This window comes from Caballeronia sp. EK (genome assembly GCF_014384845.1).
Taxonomy (GTDB): domain Bacteria; phylum Pseudomonadota; class Gammaproteobacteria; order Burkholderiales; family Burkholderiaceae; genus Caballeronia; species Caballeronia jiangsuensis.
In genome coordinates this window covers 427,298-442,329 of the sequence record NZ_JACSUE010000002.1, presented here as the reverse complement: position 1 = coordinate 442,329, position 15,032 = coordinate 427,298, and the positions used below count along the sequence as shown (strand labels likewise).

The 15,032-nt window shown below is 64.5% G+C and carries 13 protein-coding genes and 1 pseudogene; 10 read left to right on the top strand and 4 right to left on the bottom strand.

Going from position 1 to position 15,032, the window contains the following annotated elements:
- The first annotated feature begins 49 nt into the window (after window positions 1–49).
- From IAG25_RS06415 to IAG25_RS06390, 6 genes are read left to right on the top strand one after another with little or no spacing between them, the layout of a single operon-like run.
- Window positions 50–559 carry a MarR family winged helix-turn-helix transcriptional regulator gene (locus IAG25_RS06415; RefSeq protein WP_187604102.1) on the top strand — a complete coding sequence of 170 codons (510 nt, stop codon included), beginning with the start codon at window positions 50–52 and terminating at the stop codon, window positions 557–559.
- A gap of 4 nt (window positions 560–563) precedes the next feature.
- Window positions 564–2,666 carry an FUSC family protein gene (locus tag IAG25_RS06410; protein WP_187604101.1) on the top strand — a complete coding sequence of 701 codons (2,103 nt, stop codon included), beginning with the start codon at window positions 564–566 and terminating at the stop codon, window positions 2,664–2,666.
- 34 nt (window positions 2,667–2,700) lie between these two features.
- The gene (locus IAG25_RS06405; RefSeq protein ID WP_035503993.1) at window positions 2,701–2,910 is read left to right on the top strand and encodes a DUF1656 domain-containing protein; all 210 of its coding nucleotides are present in this window, start codon (window positions 2,701–2,703) and stop codon (window positions 2,908–2,910) included.
- Window positions 2,907–3,860 (top strand): efflux RND transporter periplasmic adaptor subunit, encoded by a 954-nt coding sequence (locus tag IAG25_RS06400; RefSeq protein ID WP_187604100.1) that lies wholly within the window; start codon window positions 2,907–2,909, stop codon window positions 3,858–3,860. The genes IAG25_RS06405 and IAG25_RS06400 overlap by 4 nt, the downstream gene beginning before the upstream one ends.
- Window positions 3,857–5,302, top strand: coding sequence for an efflux transporter outer membrane subunit (locus tag IAG25_RS06395; protein WP_187604099.1), 1,446 nt, complete (start codon window positions 3,857–3,859; stop codon window positions 5,300–5,302). The genes IAG25_RS06400 and IAG25_RS06395 overlap by 4 nt, the downstream gene beginning before the upstream one ends.
- A gap of 7 nt (window positions 5,303–5,309) precedes the next feature.
- Window positions 5,310–5,807, top strand: coding sequence for an SRPBCC family protein (locus IAG25_RS06390; RefSeq protein ID WP_187604098.1), 498 nt, complete (start codon window positions 5,310–5,312; stop codon window positions 5,805–5,807).
- A 61-nt stretch (window positions 5,808–5,868) separates the two neighbouring features.
- On the opposite strand, the gene glcC is transcribed toward IAG25_RS06390, so the two are convergent.
- Window positions 5,869–6,633: a transcriptional regulator GlcC gene (glcC, locus tag IAG25_RS06385; RefSeq protein ID WP_187604097.1), complete on the bottom strand. Its 765-nt coding sequence runs from the start codon at window positions 6,631–6,633 to the stop codon at window positions 5,869–5,871.
- A gap of 224 nt (window positions 6,634–6,857) precedes the next feature.
- Here glcC and glcD point away from each other — a divergent pair, with 224 nt between their 5' ends.
- From glcD to glcF, 3 genes are read left to right on the top strand one after another with little or no spacing between them, the layout of a single operon-like run.
- The gene (gene glcD / locus IAG25_RS06380) at window positions 6,858–8,357 is read left to right on the top strand and encodes a glycolate oxidase subunit GlcD (protein WP_187604096.1); all 1,500 of its coding nucleotides are present in this window, start codon (window positions 6,858–6,860) and stop codon (window positions 8,355–8,357) included.
- Entirely contained in the window at window positions 8,357–9,424 is a 1,068-nt protein-coding gene (glcE, locus tag IAG25_RS06375) for a glycolate oxidase subunit GlcE (RefSeq protein WP_187604095.1), read from the top strand. Before glcD ends, glcE begins: the two co-directional genes overlap by 1 nt.
- A gap of 20 nt (window positions 9,425–9,444) precedes the next feature.
- Window positions 9,445–10,662 carry a glycolate oxidase subunit GlcF gene (gene glcF, locus IAG25_RS06370; RefSeq protein WP_187604094.1) on the top strand — a complete coding sequence of 406 codons (1,218 nt, stop codon included), beginning with the start codon at window positions 9,445–9,447 and terminating at the stop codon, window positions 10,660–10,662.
- Window positions 10,663–10,702: 40 nt separating this feature from the next.
- Here the strand turns inward: glcF and IAG25_RS06365 are convergent, their stop codons facing one another.
- Window positions 10,703–11,182 carry a nuclear transport factor 2 family protein gene (locus IAG25_RS06365; protein WP_187604093.1) on the bottom strand — a complete coding sequence of 160 codons (480 nt, stop codon included), beginning with the start codon at window positions 11,180–11,182 and terminating at the stop codon, window positions 10,703–10,705.
- An 11-nt stretch (window positions 11,183–11,193) separates the two neighbouring features.
- Window positions 11,194–12,015 (bottom strand): alpha/beta fold hydrolase, encoded by an 822-nt coding sequence (locus IAG25_RS06360; RefSeq protein WP_187604092.1) that lies wholly within the window; start codon window positions 12,013–12,015, stop codon window positions 11,194–11,196.
- A 70-nt stretch (window positions 12,016–12,085) separates the two neighbouring features.
- Here IAG25_RS06360 and IAG25_RS41410 point away from each other — a divergent pair.
- A pseudogene (locus IAG25_RS41410) lies at window positions 12,086–12,691 on the top strand (DUF1003 domain-containing protein); the annotation flags it as partial.
- A gap of 74 nt (window positions 12,692–12,765) precedes the next feature.
- Here the strand turns inward: IAG25_RS41410 and IAG25_RS06355 are convergent.
- Window positions 12,766–14,865 (bottom strand): putative bifunctional diguanylate cyclase/phosphodiesterase, encoded by a 2,100-nt coding sequence (locus IAG25_RS06355; protein ID WP_187604091.1) that lies wholly within the window; start codon window positions 14,863–14,865, stop codon window positions 12,766–12,768.
- Between the last annotated feature and the right edge of the window lie 167 nt (window positions 14,866–15,032).

Genomic DNA, 15,032 nt, shown 5'->3' with positions numbered 1-15,032 from the left:
TAAGTCGATAGCATGCTAACGAATATACTTCTCGCTATAATCCGGCCGCATGACCCAACTCGACATTCTGCGCCGCTCCGTGAGCAGCACGCTCGTGCTTGCCGCGCGACGCTGGCGCCGCACGAGCCACGGCGTGCTCGCCTCGTACGGCGTGTCCGAAGCATGCGCCGTGCCGCTGCTTACGGCCAACCGGCTCGGCGAGGCGGTGCGGCAGGTGACGCTCGCGGAGCATGTCGGCATCGAGGGGCCATCGCTCGTGCGGCTGCTCGATCAGCTTTGCGCGGCCGGCCTCGTGCGACGCGACGAAGATCCGGAAGACAAGCGCGCGAATACCATCACGCTCACCGATGAAGGCCGCGCGGTCACCGCGCGCATGGAAGAGCGCCTCGTCACGCTGCGCGCGCGGCTTCTGAAAGGCGTGAGCCGCGAGGATCTCGAAACGACGCTGCGTGTGCTCAACGCGTTCAGCACGTCGCCGGATGCGAAGCTGCTCGCCGCGCTCGAAGCGCTCGACGACACCACCAGGCCGGCCCGCCCGGCGGCGAAGCGCGGAGCATAGCGCCATGGCCTTTCCTTCCGCGCGCGAGTGGCTCTTTTCCGCCAAGACCTTCGCCGCCGCGATGATCGCGCTGTACATCGGCCTCGCGCTCGAATTGCCGCGTCCGTACTGGGCGATGGCGACCGTCTATATCGTGTCGAATCCGTTCGTCGGCGCGACGCGCTCGAAGGCGCTCTATCGCGCGCTCGGCACGATGATCGGCGCGGCGGGCGCGGTGCTGATCGTGCCGCCTTTCGTCGAGTCGCCGTTCCTTTTCAGCGTGATCGTCGCGTTATGGACGGGCACGCTGCTCTATCTCTCCATGTTCGACCGCAGCGCGCGCAGCTATGTCTTCCTGCTCGCGGGCTACACGCTGCCGCTGATCGCGCTGCCCGCCGTCACCAACCCGACGACCGTCTTCGATCTCGCGATCACCCGCACCGAAGAGATTCTGCTCGGCATCGTGACGGCGAGCATCGTGGGCAGCGCGGTGTTTCCGAGCCGGCTCGCGCCGACGCTCATCGAACGAACGGACGCATGGTTCCGCGATGCCGCGTTCTATGCCTGCGAGACGCTCTCGGGACATATCGCGGGCGCATCGATATCGGCGGCGCGCCAGCGGCTCGCGGCAACCGTCAACGGCCTCGAACTCCTGCTGAGCCAGCTGACCTACGATCACACGCGGCCCGATATCATTCGCCGCGCGCGCGCGTTGCAGGGCCGCATGCAAATCTTTCTGCCGCTGATTTCGTCGATGGCCGATCCGCTCATCGAACTGATCGACAAGCACGGCGCGCATCCCGAAGGCCTGGAACAACTCCTGAAGGATGTGGCCGCATGGGTCGGGAAGCCCATGCCGCGCGCGGAACAGGATGTCGAAGACGAGCGCGAGCCCGATGCGCTGCGCGAACGCATCCAGGCGATGCGGCCGTCCGTCGAAGCGCTGGCGAGCGCGGACGGCGCGCTGCTCTCGAATGCGCTGTGGCGTCTCGGTCAGGTCATCGACGTATGGCAGGATATTCGCGCGCTCCGTGCGGCGATTCTCAACGAGACGAGCGAATGGCGCCCGCACTTTCGTCACTGGCGTCTCGGCGGCACGGCGCGCTTTTTCGATCGCGGCATGATGCTCTTTTCGACGGGCGTCGCGGTGAGCGCGATCATCGTCGCGTGCGGGCTGTGGATCGAATCGGGCTGGAACGATGGCGCCGGCGCCGTGACGCTCGCCGCCGTCGCGTGCTGCTTCTTCGCCGCGCTCGACGAGCCCGCGCCGCAAGTGTTCACGTTCTTTCTCGCGACCTGCCTGAGCGTCGTGCTCGCCGGCCTTTATGTGTTCGCCGTTCTGCCGAAAGTACACGACTTCCCGATGCTCGTGCTGATCTTCGCGGTGCCCTTTCTCATCATCGGCACGCTCATTCCGCGGCCGCGCTTCACGCTCGTGACGATGCTCACCGCCGTGAATACCGCGACGTTCATCAGCATTCAGAGCGCCTACGAAGCGAACTTCTTCGTGTTCATCAACAGCAATCTCGCGGGTGTCGCGGGCCTGCTCTTCGCGTTCATCTGGACGCGCATGACGCGCCCTTTCGGCGCGGAACTCGCCGCCGCGCGGCTCACGCAATCGGCCTGGGCGGATATCGTGGTGAGCGCGTCGCCGACGGTAGTCATCGCGGATCAGCGCGATCTCTATGCGCGCATGCTCGACAGGCTGATGCAACTCCTGCCGCGTCATGCCGCGACGGACTCGCATCGTCACCCGTCGATCGAAAGCTTTCGCGATTTCCGCGTCGCGCTGAATGCGCTCGATCTGCGCCGCACGCGCCGCAAGCTGCCGGCCGAATTGCAGACGTCGGTAGACTCGGTGCTGGATGCATTGCGCCATTACTTCGAGCTTTGCATCGCACGCCGGGAGCGTCAGCCGGTGCCTGTCGAACTCATTCGCAGCATCGATGCGACGAGCGCTCAGGTCACGTCACACGCGATCACGCAGTCGCAGGATGTCGCCGCGGAGAAATGGCTGCGCGAAACGTTGCACGCGCTGGTCGGCATGCGCCTTTCGCTGCATCCGCCCGCGACGCAGACGCAGCCCGACGCCGCGACCGGCGTGCCGCCGCGCGAGGAGCCGGCATGATCTTCGCCCTTTCACTTTCATCGGAACGCCACACATGATCGGCGAAATCGACATTCTCGGCGTGTTCGTGCCCGCCGTGCTCGTGCTGATGTTCATCGCCTATCTTCTGAATCTGGCGATCCGCACCGTGCTTGCGCGCGTCGGCTTCTATCGCTTCGTGTGGCACCGTTCCATTTTCGATCTCGGCATCTATGTTCTGGTGCTGGGCTTTGTCGTCATCGTTTCGCAGCGGCTCATCTCGTGAAAAAAACCTGGTTCTCTCTCGGGCAGATTCTGCTTACGCTCATCGTCGTCGCGATTGCGTGCGTCGTGTTGTGGAAGCTCGTCGATTACTACATGTTCGCGCCGTGGACGCGCGACGGTCACGTGCGCGCCGACGTGATCCAGGTCGCGCCCGACGTGTCCGGCCTCATCACCGAAGTGAAGGTCGTGGACAACCAGCAGGTCAAAAAAGGCGATGTCCTCTTCGTGATCGATCAGGCGCGCTACACGCTCGCGCTGCGCAACGCGCAGGCGACCGCGCAGCAACGGCGCGCGACGCTCGATCAGGCGCGCCGCGAAGATACGCGCAATCGCGCGCTCGGCAATCTCGTCGCGCGGGAAGTGGTCGAGGAAACGCATTCGCGCGTCGAGCAGGCAACCGCCGCGCTCGCCGATGCCGAAGTCGCGATCGATACGGCGCGCCTCAATCTGCAACGCACGGAGATTCTCAGTCCCGTCGACGGTTATCTCAACGATCGCGCGCCGCGCGTGGGCGAATACGTGGCGTCGGGACGCGCGGTGCTGTCGGTGGTCGACATGCATTCGTTCCGCGTCGATGGCTACTTCGAGGAAACGAAGCTGGGCGGCATCGATATCGGCCAGCCTGTCGATATCAAGGTGATGGGCGAGACCGGCATCCTGCGCGGACATGTACAGAGCATCGTCGCGGCGATCGAGGATCGCGACCGTCAGCAAAGCTCCAGTCTTCTGCCGAACGTGAATCCCGCCTTCAGCTGGGTGCGTCTCGCGCAGCGCATTCCGGTGCGCGTGACGCTCGATGAAATTCCTGCGGACTTTCGCATGATCGCGGGCCGCACCGCGACGGTGTCGGTGCGCGGCATCGGTCCGAAGATCGGCAAGCGCGCGGCGTCGGAAACGTCGCCTGCTTCCGCGCCTGCGCCGACTTCGAGCGTGTCGGGCGCGTCGCAATGAAAGCGATCGCCCTCGCCGCTTCGTCGGCCATCGTGCTCGTCGGCTGCACGACGGTCGGACCGAACTACACGCTGCCGGGGAACGCCGCGGTCAACGCGCCCTATGCGAACTCCGCCATCGATGGCGCGAATCAGGCGCCCGTCACGCAAGGCGAAGTGCCCGCCAAATGGTGGCGCCTCTATGACGATCCCGTCGTCGATCAACTCGTGACCGCCGCGCTCGCATCGAACACCGATCTGCGCGTGGCCGCCGCGAATCTCGCACGCTCGCGCGCCGAAGTCGAATTCGCGAATCAGCAAGGCGGGTTCTCGGGCAAGACATCGGCGGCGTTTCAGCGCGCGCAGGAATCGGCGGAGCAGTATCTGTTGACGGAGAAGATTCCGGTCGTCAACGAAGGCGCGCTCGATCTTTCCATTTCGTATGAGATCGATCTCTTCGGCAAGCTCAGGCGCGGCGTCGAAGCGGCGAACGCGGACGATGAAGCCGTCGAAGCCGCGCAGGACCTTGCGCGCGTCACGGTGGTCGCGGATGTCGTGCGCGCGTATGTCGAATCGTGCTCGGCGGCCGAAGAGCTGGATATCGCACGAAAGTCGCTCGACTTGCAGAAGCAGCGCGTGAAGCTCACGCAGCGTCTGCGCGACGCGGGCCGTGGCAATCAGTCGGAAGTCACGCGCGGACAGACTCAGGCCGATACGCTCGCCGCCGACATTCCGCGCTTCGTCGCGCGCCGCCGTGTCGCGCAATATCGGCTGGCGATGCTGCTCGCGCGTGCGCCTTCCGACTTGCCGAAGGCCGCCCTCGCGTGCAAGAAGCTGCCGAAACTGCGCGCGCCGATTCCTGTCGGCGATGGCGCGGCGCTGCTCAAGCGTCGCCCCGACGTGCGTCAGGCCGAGCGGCAGCTTGCATCATCCACGGCGCGCATCGGCGTTGCCACGGCGGCCTTGTATCCGTCGGTGAGTCTGGGTGCGTCGGTGGGTTCGGTCGGCGTCGTGGAAGACCTGTTCGGCGCGAATACGAATCGCTGGGCGTTCGGTCCGCTCATCAGCTGGAGCTTTCCGATCAACGGCCAGCGCGCCCGCGTGCATCAGGCCGAAGCGTCGACGAGCGGTGCGCTCGCACGTTTCGACGGCGTCGTGCTGAAGGCGCTGGAGGAAACGCAGAGCAGCCTCGCGACCTACGCATCCGACACCACACGTGCCGATGCATTGCGCACCGCGTATAAATCCGCGATCCAGTCGGCCGATGAAACCAACCAGTTGTATCGCGCGGGCCGCGAGTCCTTTCTCAACGATCTCGACGCGACGCGCACATTGACCGGTGTCGCGGCACAGGTCGCGGCCGCCGAAGGACAGGTCGCGATCGATCAGGTGAACCTGTTCCGCGCGCTCGGCGGCGGCTGGGAAACCGACGAAGCGATCGCGCAGAACTCGAAGGGAAAATGAGGCGATCGTGCGCGCGAGCGAATATCGATTCGTTACCGTCTGGAAGATCGCGGCGCCGCTTCAGTCCGTATGGGACGCCATCCACGATCCGGCGGCGTGGCCGCAATGGTGGGCGTGTGTCGAACGTGTGATCGAAGTGGAGAAAGGCGCGCACGATGGCGTCGGTGCGTTGCATCGATATACATGGAAGGGGCGCCTGCCGTATCGCGTGCGCTTCGACATGCGTGTCACGCGCGTCGAGCCGCTCGTCTCGCTCGAAGGAGAAGCGAGCGGCGATGTCGAAGGTTCCGGGCAATGGCGCTTTTCATCGTGGGATGATGTCACTATCGTGCGATACGAATGGCGCGTGCGCACCGGGCGCGGATGGATGAATCTGCTGGCGCCCATCGCGCGGCCGGTCTTCAAGTGGAATCACGATTACGTGATGCAGCGGGGCGGCGAGGCGCTTGCGAGGCGGCTCGGGGCGCGGCTCGTGGGGGTGGAGCATGATGAGGCGGAGCGTTGAGACGAGTATCCCGCTCAACTACGTCTCATATAAGGTTCGCCCGCTACGATCCCCGACGCCATCACGCCCATCCCTCCAGCCGCAACGTCGAGCGCACCAGCCGCTCTTCCTCCTGCTCGATCTCGGCAAGACTCTCACGCACGCTCTTGACATGCAGACTCGCCGCACGGCGCGCCTGCTCCGGCAGCTTGCCGGTAACGGCGTTGTACAAACGCGCATGCTGGCGATCGATCTGACGCTTCTGCGGCTCGCGATGATAGAGATTGTTCACCGACGCGAACACCGCGCTCAGCATCAGATCGTTCAGCATGCCGAGCGTATGCACGAGCACCGCGTTGTGCGACGCCTCGCAAATCGCGAGATGAAACGCGTGATCAAGCCGTGCATGAGTGGAGGCGTCGGTGTCGTGCGTATCGGCGGCGACGAGTTCTTCGTAGCGACGCCGGATCATGATGTGATCGGCCTGCGTGCCTCGCAATGCGGCGAGCCGCGCCGCCTCCGCTTCCAGCATTTCGCGCACTTCCAGCAGATCGTAGAGCGTGCGCGGTTGCGATCCGAGCAGATGCATCATCGGCGATTGCGCGGGCTCGGCCGTGAGCTTCGCGACGAACGAGCCCTTGCCCTGCGAGGTTTCGATCAATCCCCTCGCGCGCAGAATCTTCAGCCCTTCGCGTAGCGCCGTGCGTGAGACGCCGAGCTTCTCGGTCAGCCGCCGCTCGGACGGCAACGTCTGCCCGACCTTCAGCACGCCATCGACGATCAAGGCTTCGATGCGTTCGACTACCACGTCCGCCAGCTTTCGCTTGCTTTCTTCCGCTTCTTTCATCGCCCTCACCACTGGTATTACCACTGCGAAATCGTAGCACGGCGCTCGGCCATCTGCCTGCCTTGCGCTGTTTCATGGCCTACCTTTCGTCGATCCGCGATAAATCGGTGCATCACAAAAACTGGTAATACCAGTGGAAAATCCATCGACATGATGTCGCAGACCCGGAAGAATCGCCACAAAGCACACGTGGGCACGAACCCGCGTCCCACAGGAGACACCGCATGACCTACGCTTACGACGAAAGGCTCGACGGGCCGCTCGCCGATCACGACAAAGCCGCGATCGTGCGCGATCTGCAAGCGCTGCTTCCCGATCTTCAACTGCTGCACGCGAAGGAAGACCTGCGTCCATTCGAATGCGACGGTCTCTCCGCCTATCGCATCACGCCGATGCTCGTTGCGCTCCCCGGCACCATCGACGAGGTTCAGACGCTGCTCAAGTACGCGAACGCGCACGGCGTGCCGGTGGTCGCACGCGGCGCGGGCACGGGTCTCTCGGGCGGCGCGTTGCCGCTCGAAAAAGGCATCCTGCTCGTGATGTCGCGATTCAACCGCATCCTCGAAGTCGACGCGCAAGCCTGCATCGCACGCGTGCAACCCGGCGTGCGCAATCTCGCGATCTCGCAGGCCGCCGCGCCGCACGGCCTCTATTACGCGCCCGATCCGTCGTCGCAGATTGCATGCTCGATCGGCGGCAACGTCGCGGAGAACGCGGGCGGCGTGCATTGCCTCAAGTACGGGTTGACGGTCCATAACATCCTGCGCGTGGAAATCGTGACGATCGACGGCGAACGTCTCACGCTCGGCTCCGAAGCGCTCGATGCGCCCGGCTTCGATCTGCTCGCGCTCATCACCGGTTCGGAAGGCATGCTCGGCGTCGTGGTCGAAGTGACCGTCAAGCTATTGACGAAGCCGCAGAGCGCGAAGGTCCTGCTCGCCAGCTTCGACGACATCGAGAAAGCGGGCGATGCCGTCGCGCAGATCATCGCGGCAGGCGTGATTCCCGGCGGGCTCGAAATGATGGACAACCTCGCGATCCGCGCCGCCGAGGACTTCATCCACGCGGGCTATCCCGTGGATGCACAAGCGCTGCTCTTATGCGAAGTCGATGGCGCGGAATCCGATGTCGCCGAAGATTGCGCGCGTGTCGAAGCATTGCTGCGCACGGCGGGCGCGACGGAAATCCGCCTCGCCGCGAACGAGGCCGAACGCCAGCGCTTCTGGGCGGGCCGCAAGAACGCATTCCCGGCAGTGGGCCGCATCTCGCCCGATTACTACTGCATGGACGGCACGATCCCGCGCCGCGAGTTGTCGCGCGTGCTGCGCGGCATCGCGGATCTGTCGGCGCAATACGGACTGCGCGTCGCCAACGTGTTCCATGCGGGCGACGGCAACATGCATCCGCTCATTCTCTTCGATGCCAACGCGCCCGGCGAAATGGACAGAGCCGAAGCGATCGGCGCGCGCATTCTGGAACTGTGCGTCGAAGTCGGCGGCAGCATCACGGGCGAGCATGGCGTCGGCCGCGAGAAGATCAATCAGATGTGCGCCCAGTTCAACGGCGACGAACTCACGTTCTTTCATGCCGTGAAAGCCGCATTCGATCCTTCGGGGCTTCTGAATCCCGGCAAGAACGTGCCGACGCTGCATCGCTGCGCGGAGTTCGGCGCGATGCACGTGCATCATGGCGCGCTGCCTCATCCCGAACTGGAGCGCTTCTGATGCGACGCGACCTCATTTCCATCGACGACAGCGCGCGGCTCGTCGATCAAGTGCAAGACGCGATTGCACGAAAGCGGTCACTGCGTATTCGCGGCGGCGACAGCAAGGCGCACCTCGGCAGGCCCGCGCACGGCGACGAGATCGACACGCGCTCGCATCGCGGCATCGTCAGCTATGACCCGAGCGAACTCGTCGTCACCGCACGCGCGGGCACGCCGCTTGCCGAATTGAACGCGATACTCGACGAAGCCGGCCAGATGCTGCCGTGCGAGCCGCCCGCCTTCGACGAAGCCGCGACCATCGGCGGTGCTGTCGCTGCGGGATTGTCGGGCCCGCGCCGGCCGTGGGCCGGTTCGGTGCGCGACTTCATGCTCGGCTGCCGCATCGTAACCGGCGAAGGCAAGCATCTGCGTTTCGGCGGACAGGTGATGAAGAACGTCGCCGGTTACGACGTCTCGCGTTTGATGAGCGGCAGCTTCGGCTGTCTCGGTCTCATCACGGAAGTGTCGTTGAAAGTGCTGCCGAAGGCACGTGAAACGCGGTGTCTGTCGCTCGCGCTCGATGCGGCCGAGGCGATGCGCGAGCTTGCTTCATGGCGCAAGGCGGCGTTGCCCGTGAGCGGCGCATGTCATGTCGATGGCCGCCTGCATGTGCGCCTGGAGGGCGGTGCGGGCTCGGTGCGCGCGGCGGCGGATCGCATCGGCGGAGAACATCTCGACGCGCAGTTCTGGTCCGCTCTGCGCGATCAGCGTCTGCCCTTCTTCAGCGACGAACGTCCGCTCTGGCGCTTGTCCTTGCCGAACGATACGCCGCTTATCGAGTTGCCCGGCGCGGTGATGCTCGACTGGGGCGGCGCGCAACGCTGGCTCAAGAGCGATGCGAGCGCCAATGTCATTCGCGGCATCGCGAGCGCGGCGGGCGGACACGCGACGTGCTTCACGCCGGGCGCCGCAGCCGATCCGTTTCATCCGCTCGCCGCGCCGCTCATGCGCTTTCACCGGCAAGTGAAGCAACGCCTCGACCCGCACGGCGTGTTCAATCCCGGCCGCATGTACGCCGACTACTGACGTTATCGACAGGCATCGATATGCAAACGAATCTCAGCGACGAAGCAAAGACACTCGCGCGCGCGAAGGAAGCGGAAGACATACTTCGTTCGTGCGTGCATTGCGGCTTCTGCAACGCGACGTGCCCGACGTATCAGTTGCTGGGCAACGAACTGGACGGTCCGCGCGGGCGCATCTACCTCATCAAGCAGATGCTCGAAGGCGAGCCCGTCACCGACAAAACGCAGTTGCATCTCGACCGCTGCCTCACGTGCCGCAACTGCGAAACGACTTGCCCTTCGGGCGTCACGTATCACGCGCTGCTCGATATCGGCCGTGCGGAACTCGAGCGTCGCGTGCCGCGTCCCGCACGCGAGCGCATGTTGCGTCACGGCCTGCGTCATGTGATACCGCGCCCCGCCGTGTTCGATGCGCTGCTGAAGGCGGGCCGTATCGCGCGTCCGCTGATGCCGGCCACGCTGCGCCAGAAGATTCCCGCGAAGACCATCGCGGCCAAGTCGCGGCCGGCCGCTCGTCACACGCGCCGCGTGCTGATGCTCGAAGGCTGCGTGCAGCCTTCCCTGTCGCCGAACACCAACGCGGCGACCGCACGTGTGCTCGATCGTCTCGGCATCAGCGTGATCGATGCGCCACGCGCGGGCTGTTGCGGCGCAACCGACTATCACCTCAACGCGCAGGAAGCGGGACTGATGCGCGCGCGGCGCAATATCGACGCATGGTGGCCCGCGATCGAAGCGGGCGCGGAAGCCATCGTGCAGACTGCGAGCGGATGCGGCGCGTTCATCAAGGAATACGGTCACTTGCTGCGCGACGATCCGCGCTACGCGGCGAAGGCTGCGCGCGTGAGCGAACTGGCGCGCGATCTCGTCGAAGTGCTGGGCGCGGAGCCGCTCGATGCGCTCAGGTCCGCGGAGCGACGCCGCATCGCGTTTCATTGTCCCTGCACGCTGCAGCATGCGCAAAAGCTCGGCGGCGCGGTGGAAGCAATTCTCACGCGTCTCGGCTACGATCTGACCGCCGTCCCCGATGCGCATCTGTGCTGCGGCTCGGCGGGCACTTACTCGATCACTCAGCCCGAACTATCGATGCAACTGCGCGACCGCAAGCTGGACGCGCTCGAAAGCGGCGCGCCCGAGATGATCGTCACGGCGAACATCGGCTGTCAGACGCATCTCGCGGGAGCGGGACGCACCGGCGTGCGTCACTGGATCGAACTGGTGGAAGACGCGATGCAATGACACGCTGCACGTCGATACGTGCAGCGTGTCCTTTGCGATATCAAAGTCCAAGCTCGCTCAGGCCCGGATGATCGTCCGGCCTTCGCCCGAGCGGCCAATGAAACTTGCGCTCGCTTTCCTTGATCGGCACATCGTTGATGCTCGCGTGTCGATGATTCATCAGGCCGTCGAGACCGAACTCCCAGTTCTCGTTGCCGTAGGAACGGAACCAGTTGCCCGCGTCATCGCGCCACTCATAGGCGAAGCGAACCGCGATGCGGTTTCCGCCGAAAGCCCATAGCTCCTTGATGAGCCGATAGTCGAGTTCATTGCGCCACTTTCGATCCAGAAACGCGCGCACGTCCTCGCGTCCGTGGACGAACTCCGCGCGATTGCGCCATTGCGTATCGCGAGAATAGACTTGCGACACGCGCTCGGGATCGCGCGAATTCCAGCCGTCCTCGGCCTGACGCACTTTCTCGATCGCCGTCTCGCGCGAGAACGGAGGAAACGGCGGACGAGACTCCGAAGTATTGACCATGACGCGCTCCTTCACTTGCGGATGAACCCGAGAAGATGCTCGTTGACCGTATCGGCGTGGGTCGTGCACATGCCGTGCGGCGCGCCGGGAATGATCGTGAGCGAGCCGTCGGGGACGATCTTCGCGGAGAGCTTGCCGGAATCGTCGATCGGCACGATCTGGTCGGCGTCTCCCTGCAGCACGAGCGTCGGGATCGTCATCTTCTTCAGGTCGTCGGTAAAGTCCGTTTCCGAGAAAGCCTTGATGCAGTCGTACGCGCTCTTGATCGAGCATTGCATGCCGGCGAGCCAGAACCAGTCGATCGTGCCTTGCGACACCTTCGCGCCTTCGCGATTGAAGCCGAAGAACGGCGTCGCAAGATCATTGAAGAACTGCGAGCGATTGCCGATGACGCCCTTGCGGATATCGTCGAACACGGAAAGCGGCAGGCCGCCGGGGTTGGCTTCGGTCTTGAGCATCAGCGGCGGCACCGCCGAGATCAGCACCGCCTTCTTCACGCGCTTCGTGCCATGACGGCCGATATAGCGCGCGACTTCGCCGCCGCCCGTCGAATGGCCGACGAACACGGCATCCTTCACGTCGAGATGATCGACGAGTTCGGCGAGATCGTCCGCATAGCGGCTCATGTCGTTGCCGTCCCACGGCTGGCTGGAACGGCCGTGGCCGCGCCGGTCATGCGCGATCACGCGATAGCCGCGTTCCGCGAGATACATCATTTGCGAATCCCACGCGTCCGCGTTGAGCGGCCAGCCGTGAGAGAAGACGACGGGCTGGCCCGAGCCCCAGTCCTTGTAAAACAGTTCGGTACCGTCTTTAAGTGTGAATGTGGCCATTGCTTTGACTCCTTCGAGATGCTGGATCAGGCGGCGCCGTTCATGCACGGCGCGGCGCTTAACGCGGCGGATGTGTCGCGTATGGAAGGAGTATTCATGGCGATCGAATGCGGGTCTTGTCGATGCGACCGGTGTTTTAGCGTACGCACGGCGGACTGATTCACGGACTTGCGCCGTGCTGCACCGTATGGCGGCGTGCGTTTTTCAAACGCTTCGCGCGCGCGAGAACGTAGAGTGCGATGCGCACACGCCCACTCTTTTCATCACCATCATGAAGATCGAACAGGACCAACGTGATTCAGCAACCGATCATCTGCGCTTTCAGTTGCCGCATCTGCATCTGGCGAGCGCGTTCGGCAACGACTGGTTCGCGCTGAAGGCCGAGGCTTTCGCGCGCTTCTTCGGCACGCCCACGTTTCTGGTGACGCAGACGTTGATCGTCCTCGCATGGATCGCGTTGAACGTGGCGCATCTGATGCACTTCGATCCGTATCCGTTCGTGTTGCTGAATCTGGCGTTCAGTCTTCAGTCCGCTTATGCCGCGCCGATGATTCTCCTCGCGCAGACGCGTCAGGCGGATCGCGACAAGGCATTCTCCGATGCCGATGCGCGGCACCGGGAAGCGCTCGCGCTCGCGGCCGAGCGGCGCGACAAGGCGCTCGCGCATCAGGCGGCGCAGATCGAGACGTTGCTGCGGCAGAACACGGAACTCACCGCGCTGACACGCGAACTGGCCGAGGAGATCGCGGCTTACACGGCAGGCGCGACGCACACGCGCCCCGCCCCGACGATACGTCCCGCCATCCCGCTCAAGAACCCCGGAAGTTCCGCCGCGGGCAGCGGTCGGCTCAGCAAGAAGCCTTGCATCTGATCGCATTCGAGTTCGCCGAGCGTGCGGAATTGCGACTCCGTCTCCACGCCTTCCGCGACGACCTCGATCTGCAACGCGCGCGCCAGCGTCACGACCGCCGACAGCAACGCGCTGCCGCGCTTGCCCGCGGCATCGAGATCGCGCACGAACGAGCCGTCGATCTTGATCTGGTCGAAGCGAAAGCGCTGCAGATAACCGAGGCTCGAATAGCCGGTGCCGAAATCGTCGACGGCCACGGCATAGCCGCGCGTCTGCAGCGCCTCGATCGTATGACTCGTCTTTTCGACGTTCTGCATCGCCGTCGTTTCGGTGATCTCGAACATCAGGCGCGACGGTTCGACGCCCGCGGCGCCGATCAGAGCGTCGATGCGCGCGACGAGATCGGGCACGTTGAACTGGATCGGCGACAGATTCACCGACACGGGAATCGCGGGCAGTCCATCGGCATCCCATCGCGCGATGTTGCGGCACACTTCGCGCAACACCCAGTCGCCGATCTCGACGATGAGGCCCGAGCGCTCCGCGATCGGTATGAATTCGAGCGGCGCGATCTCGCCGAGCTCCGGATGACGCCAGCGAATCAGCGCCTCGACGCCCGTCACCGATTGCGATGCGACGCTGAACTTCGGCTGGAACGACAGGCTCAATTCGTCGTCGCTCAACGCGCGATGCAGGTCGCGCTGCAGGATCAGCGACCTGAGCGCGGTGTGATTCATTTGCGGCTCGAACACGCGGAACGTGTTGCGTCCGCTCTGCTTGGCGGCGTACATGGCGGCGTCCGCGCTATGCAGCACTTCTTCGGCATTGGCCCCGTCGCGCGGATGAAACGCGATGCCGATGCTCGCGCTCACGCGCAGCGGCAAGCCGTTGACGACGATCTCCTGCGACAGCCGCCGCAACACGCCATTGGCGACCGCGACGGCGGACGATATCTCCGCCGCGTTCTCCACGACGATCACGAATTCGTCGCCGCCGAGCCGCGCGACCATATCGGTGTGGCGGAGGTCCTGGCGCAAGCGTTCGGCGCATACCTGGAGCAGGTCGTCGCCCACGCCGTGGCCGAGCGAATCGTTGATCGACTTGAATCCGTCGAGATCGATGAACAGCACCGCGAAGGGTGACGCGCGGCGCGCGCTGTCGGCGACTGCCTGCGCGATGCGCAAGGAAAGCTGCTGGCGATTCGGCAGGTTCGTCAGAGCATCGTGCGTGCCGAGATAATGCAGTTGCCGGTTTGCGCGCTTCAGTGAAATCGACAGGCTGCTCGTATGAAAGCCGAGCAAGGCGAGCGTGCCGACGAGCACCGTGAATGACATCGCCGTGACGACGAGCGCGAGCCAGTTCGCATCGAGCTTGGCGTCGGCGAGGCACAGGCTGCCCGAGGCGAAGTTGGCCGCGTCCATGCCCAGATAGTGCATGCCCGTGATCGCAATGGCCATGATGACGGCCGCGCCGAGCCGCTTGACGACGAGGTTCTCCAGGTCCGATGCGCGCAGCGTGAACGCGAGCCAGAGCGCCGCCATCGACGCGACGATCGCGACCGCCACGGAGAGCACGAGCTTCCATACGGTGTAGTCGATGCCCGGCGACATCTGCATCGCGTGCATGCCGGTGAAGTGCATCGCGGCGACGCCCACGCCCATGATCGTGCCGGCCACGACGAGGCGCGAGCTCGATAGCGCGCCCCGGCTCGCGGTGGCGAGCGCGATGAACGACACGCCGATTGCGAGAACGAGCGACGCCGCGGTGATCGAAAAATCGTAGCCGACGGCGATCGGCAGGGAGAACGCGAGCATGCCGATGAAGTGCATCGACCAGATGCCGACGCCCATCGACACCGCGCCGCCGGCGAGCCACGCCGGGCGGCGTTTCGCGCTCGCGAGCGCATTCAGGCCGCCGGACAGCTCCATCGCCGTGTAGGACGCGAGAAACGCGACCACGAGCGACAGACAGACCAGCAGCGGATTGTAGACACCAGTCATCGGCTCTCTCTCGTTTCGTATCAGTCTTTTGCGACTGCTTTTTCGTGCGCCCCGACTCGGCTGTGGCCCGTGCCGCGACGGTGCGCTGCGCCTGGTTCCTTATGCGCTATCGGCCCGGGGGCGGGAAACTTTATGCCAGCGCGGCCGTCGGCACGTTCGTACGGAAC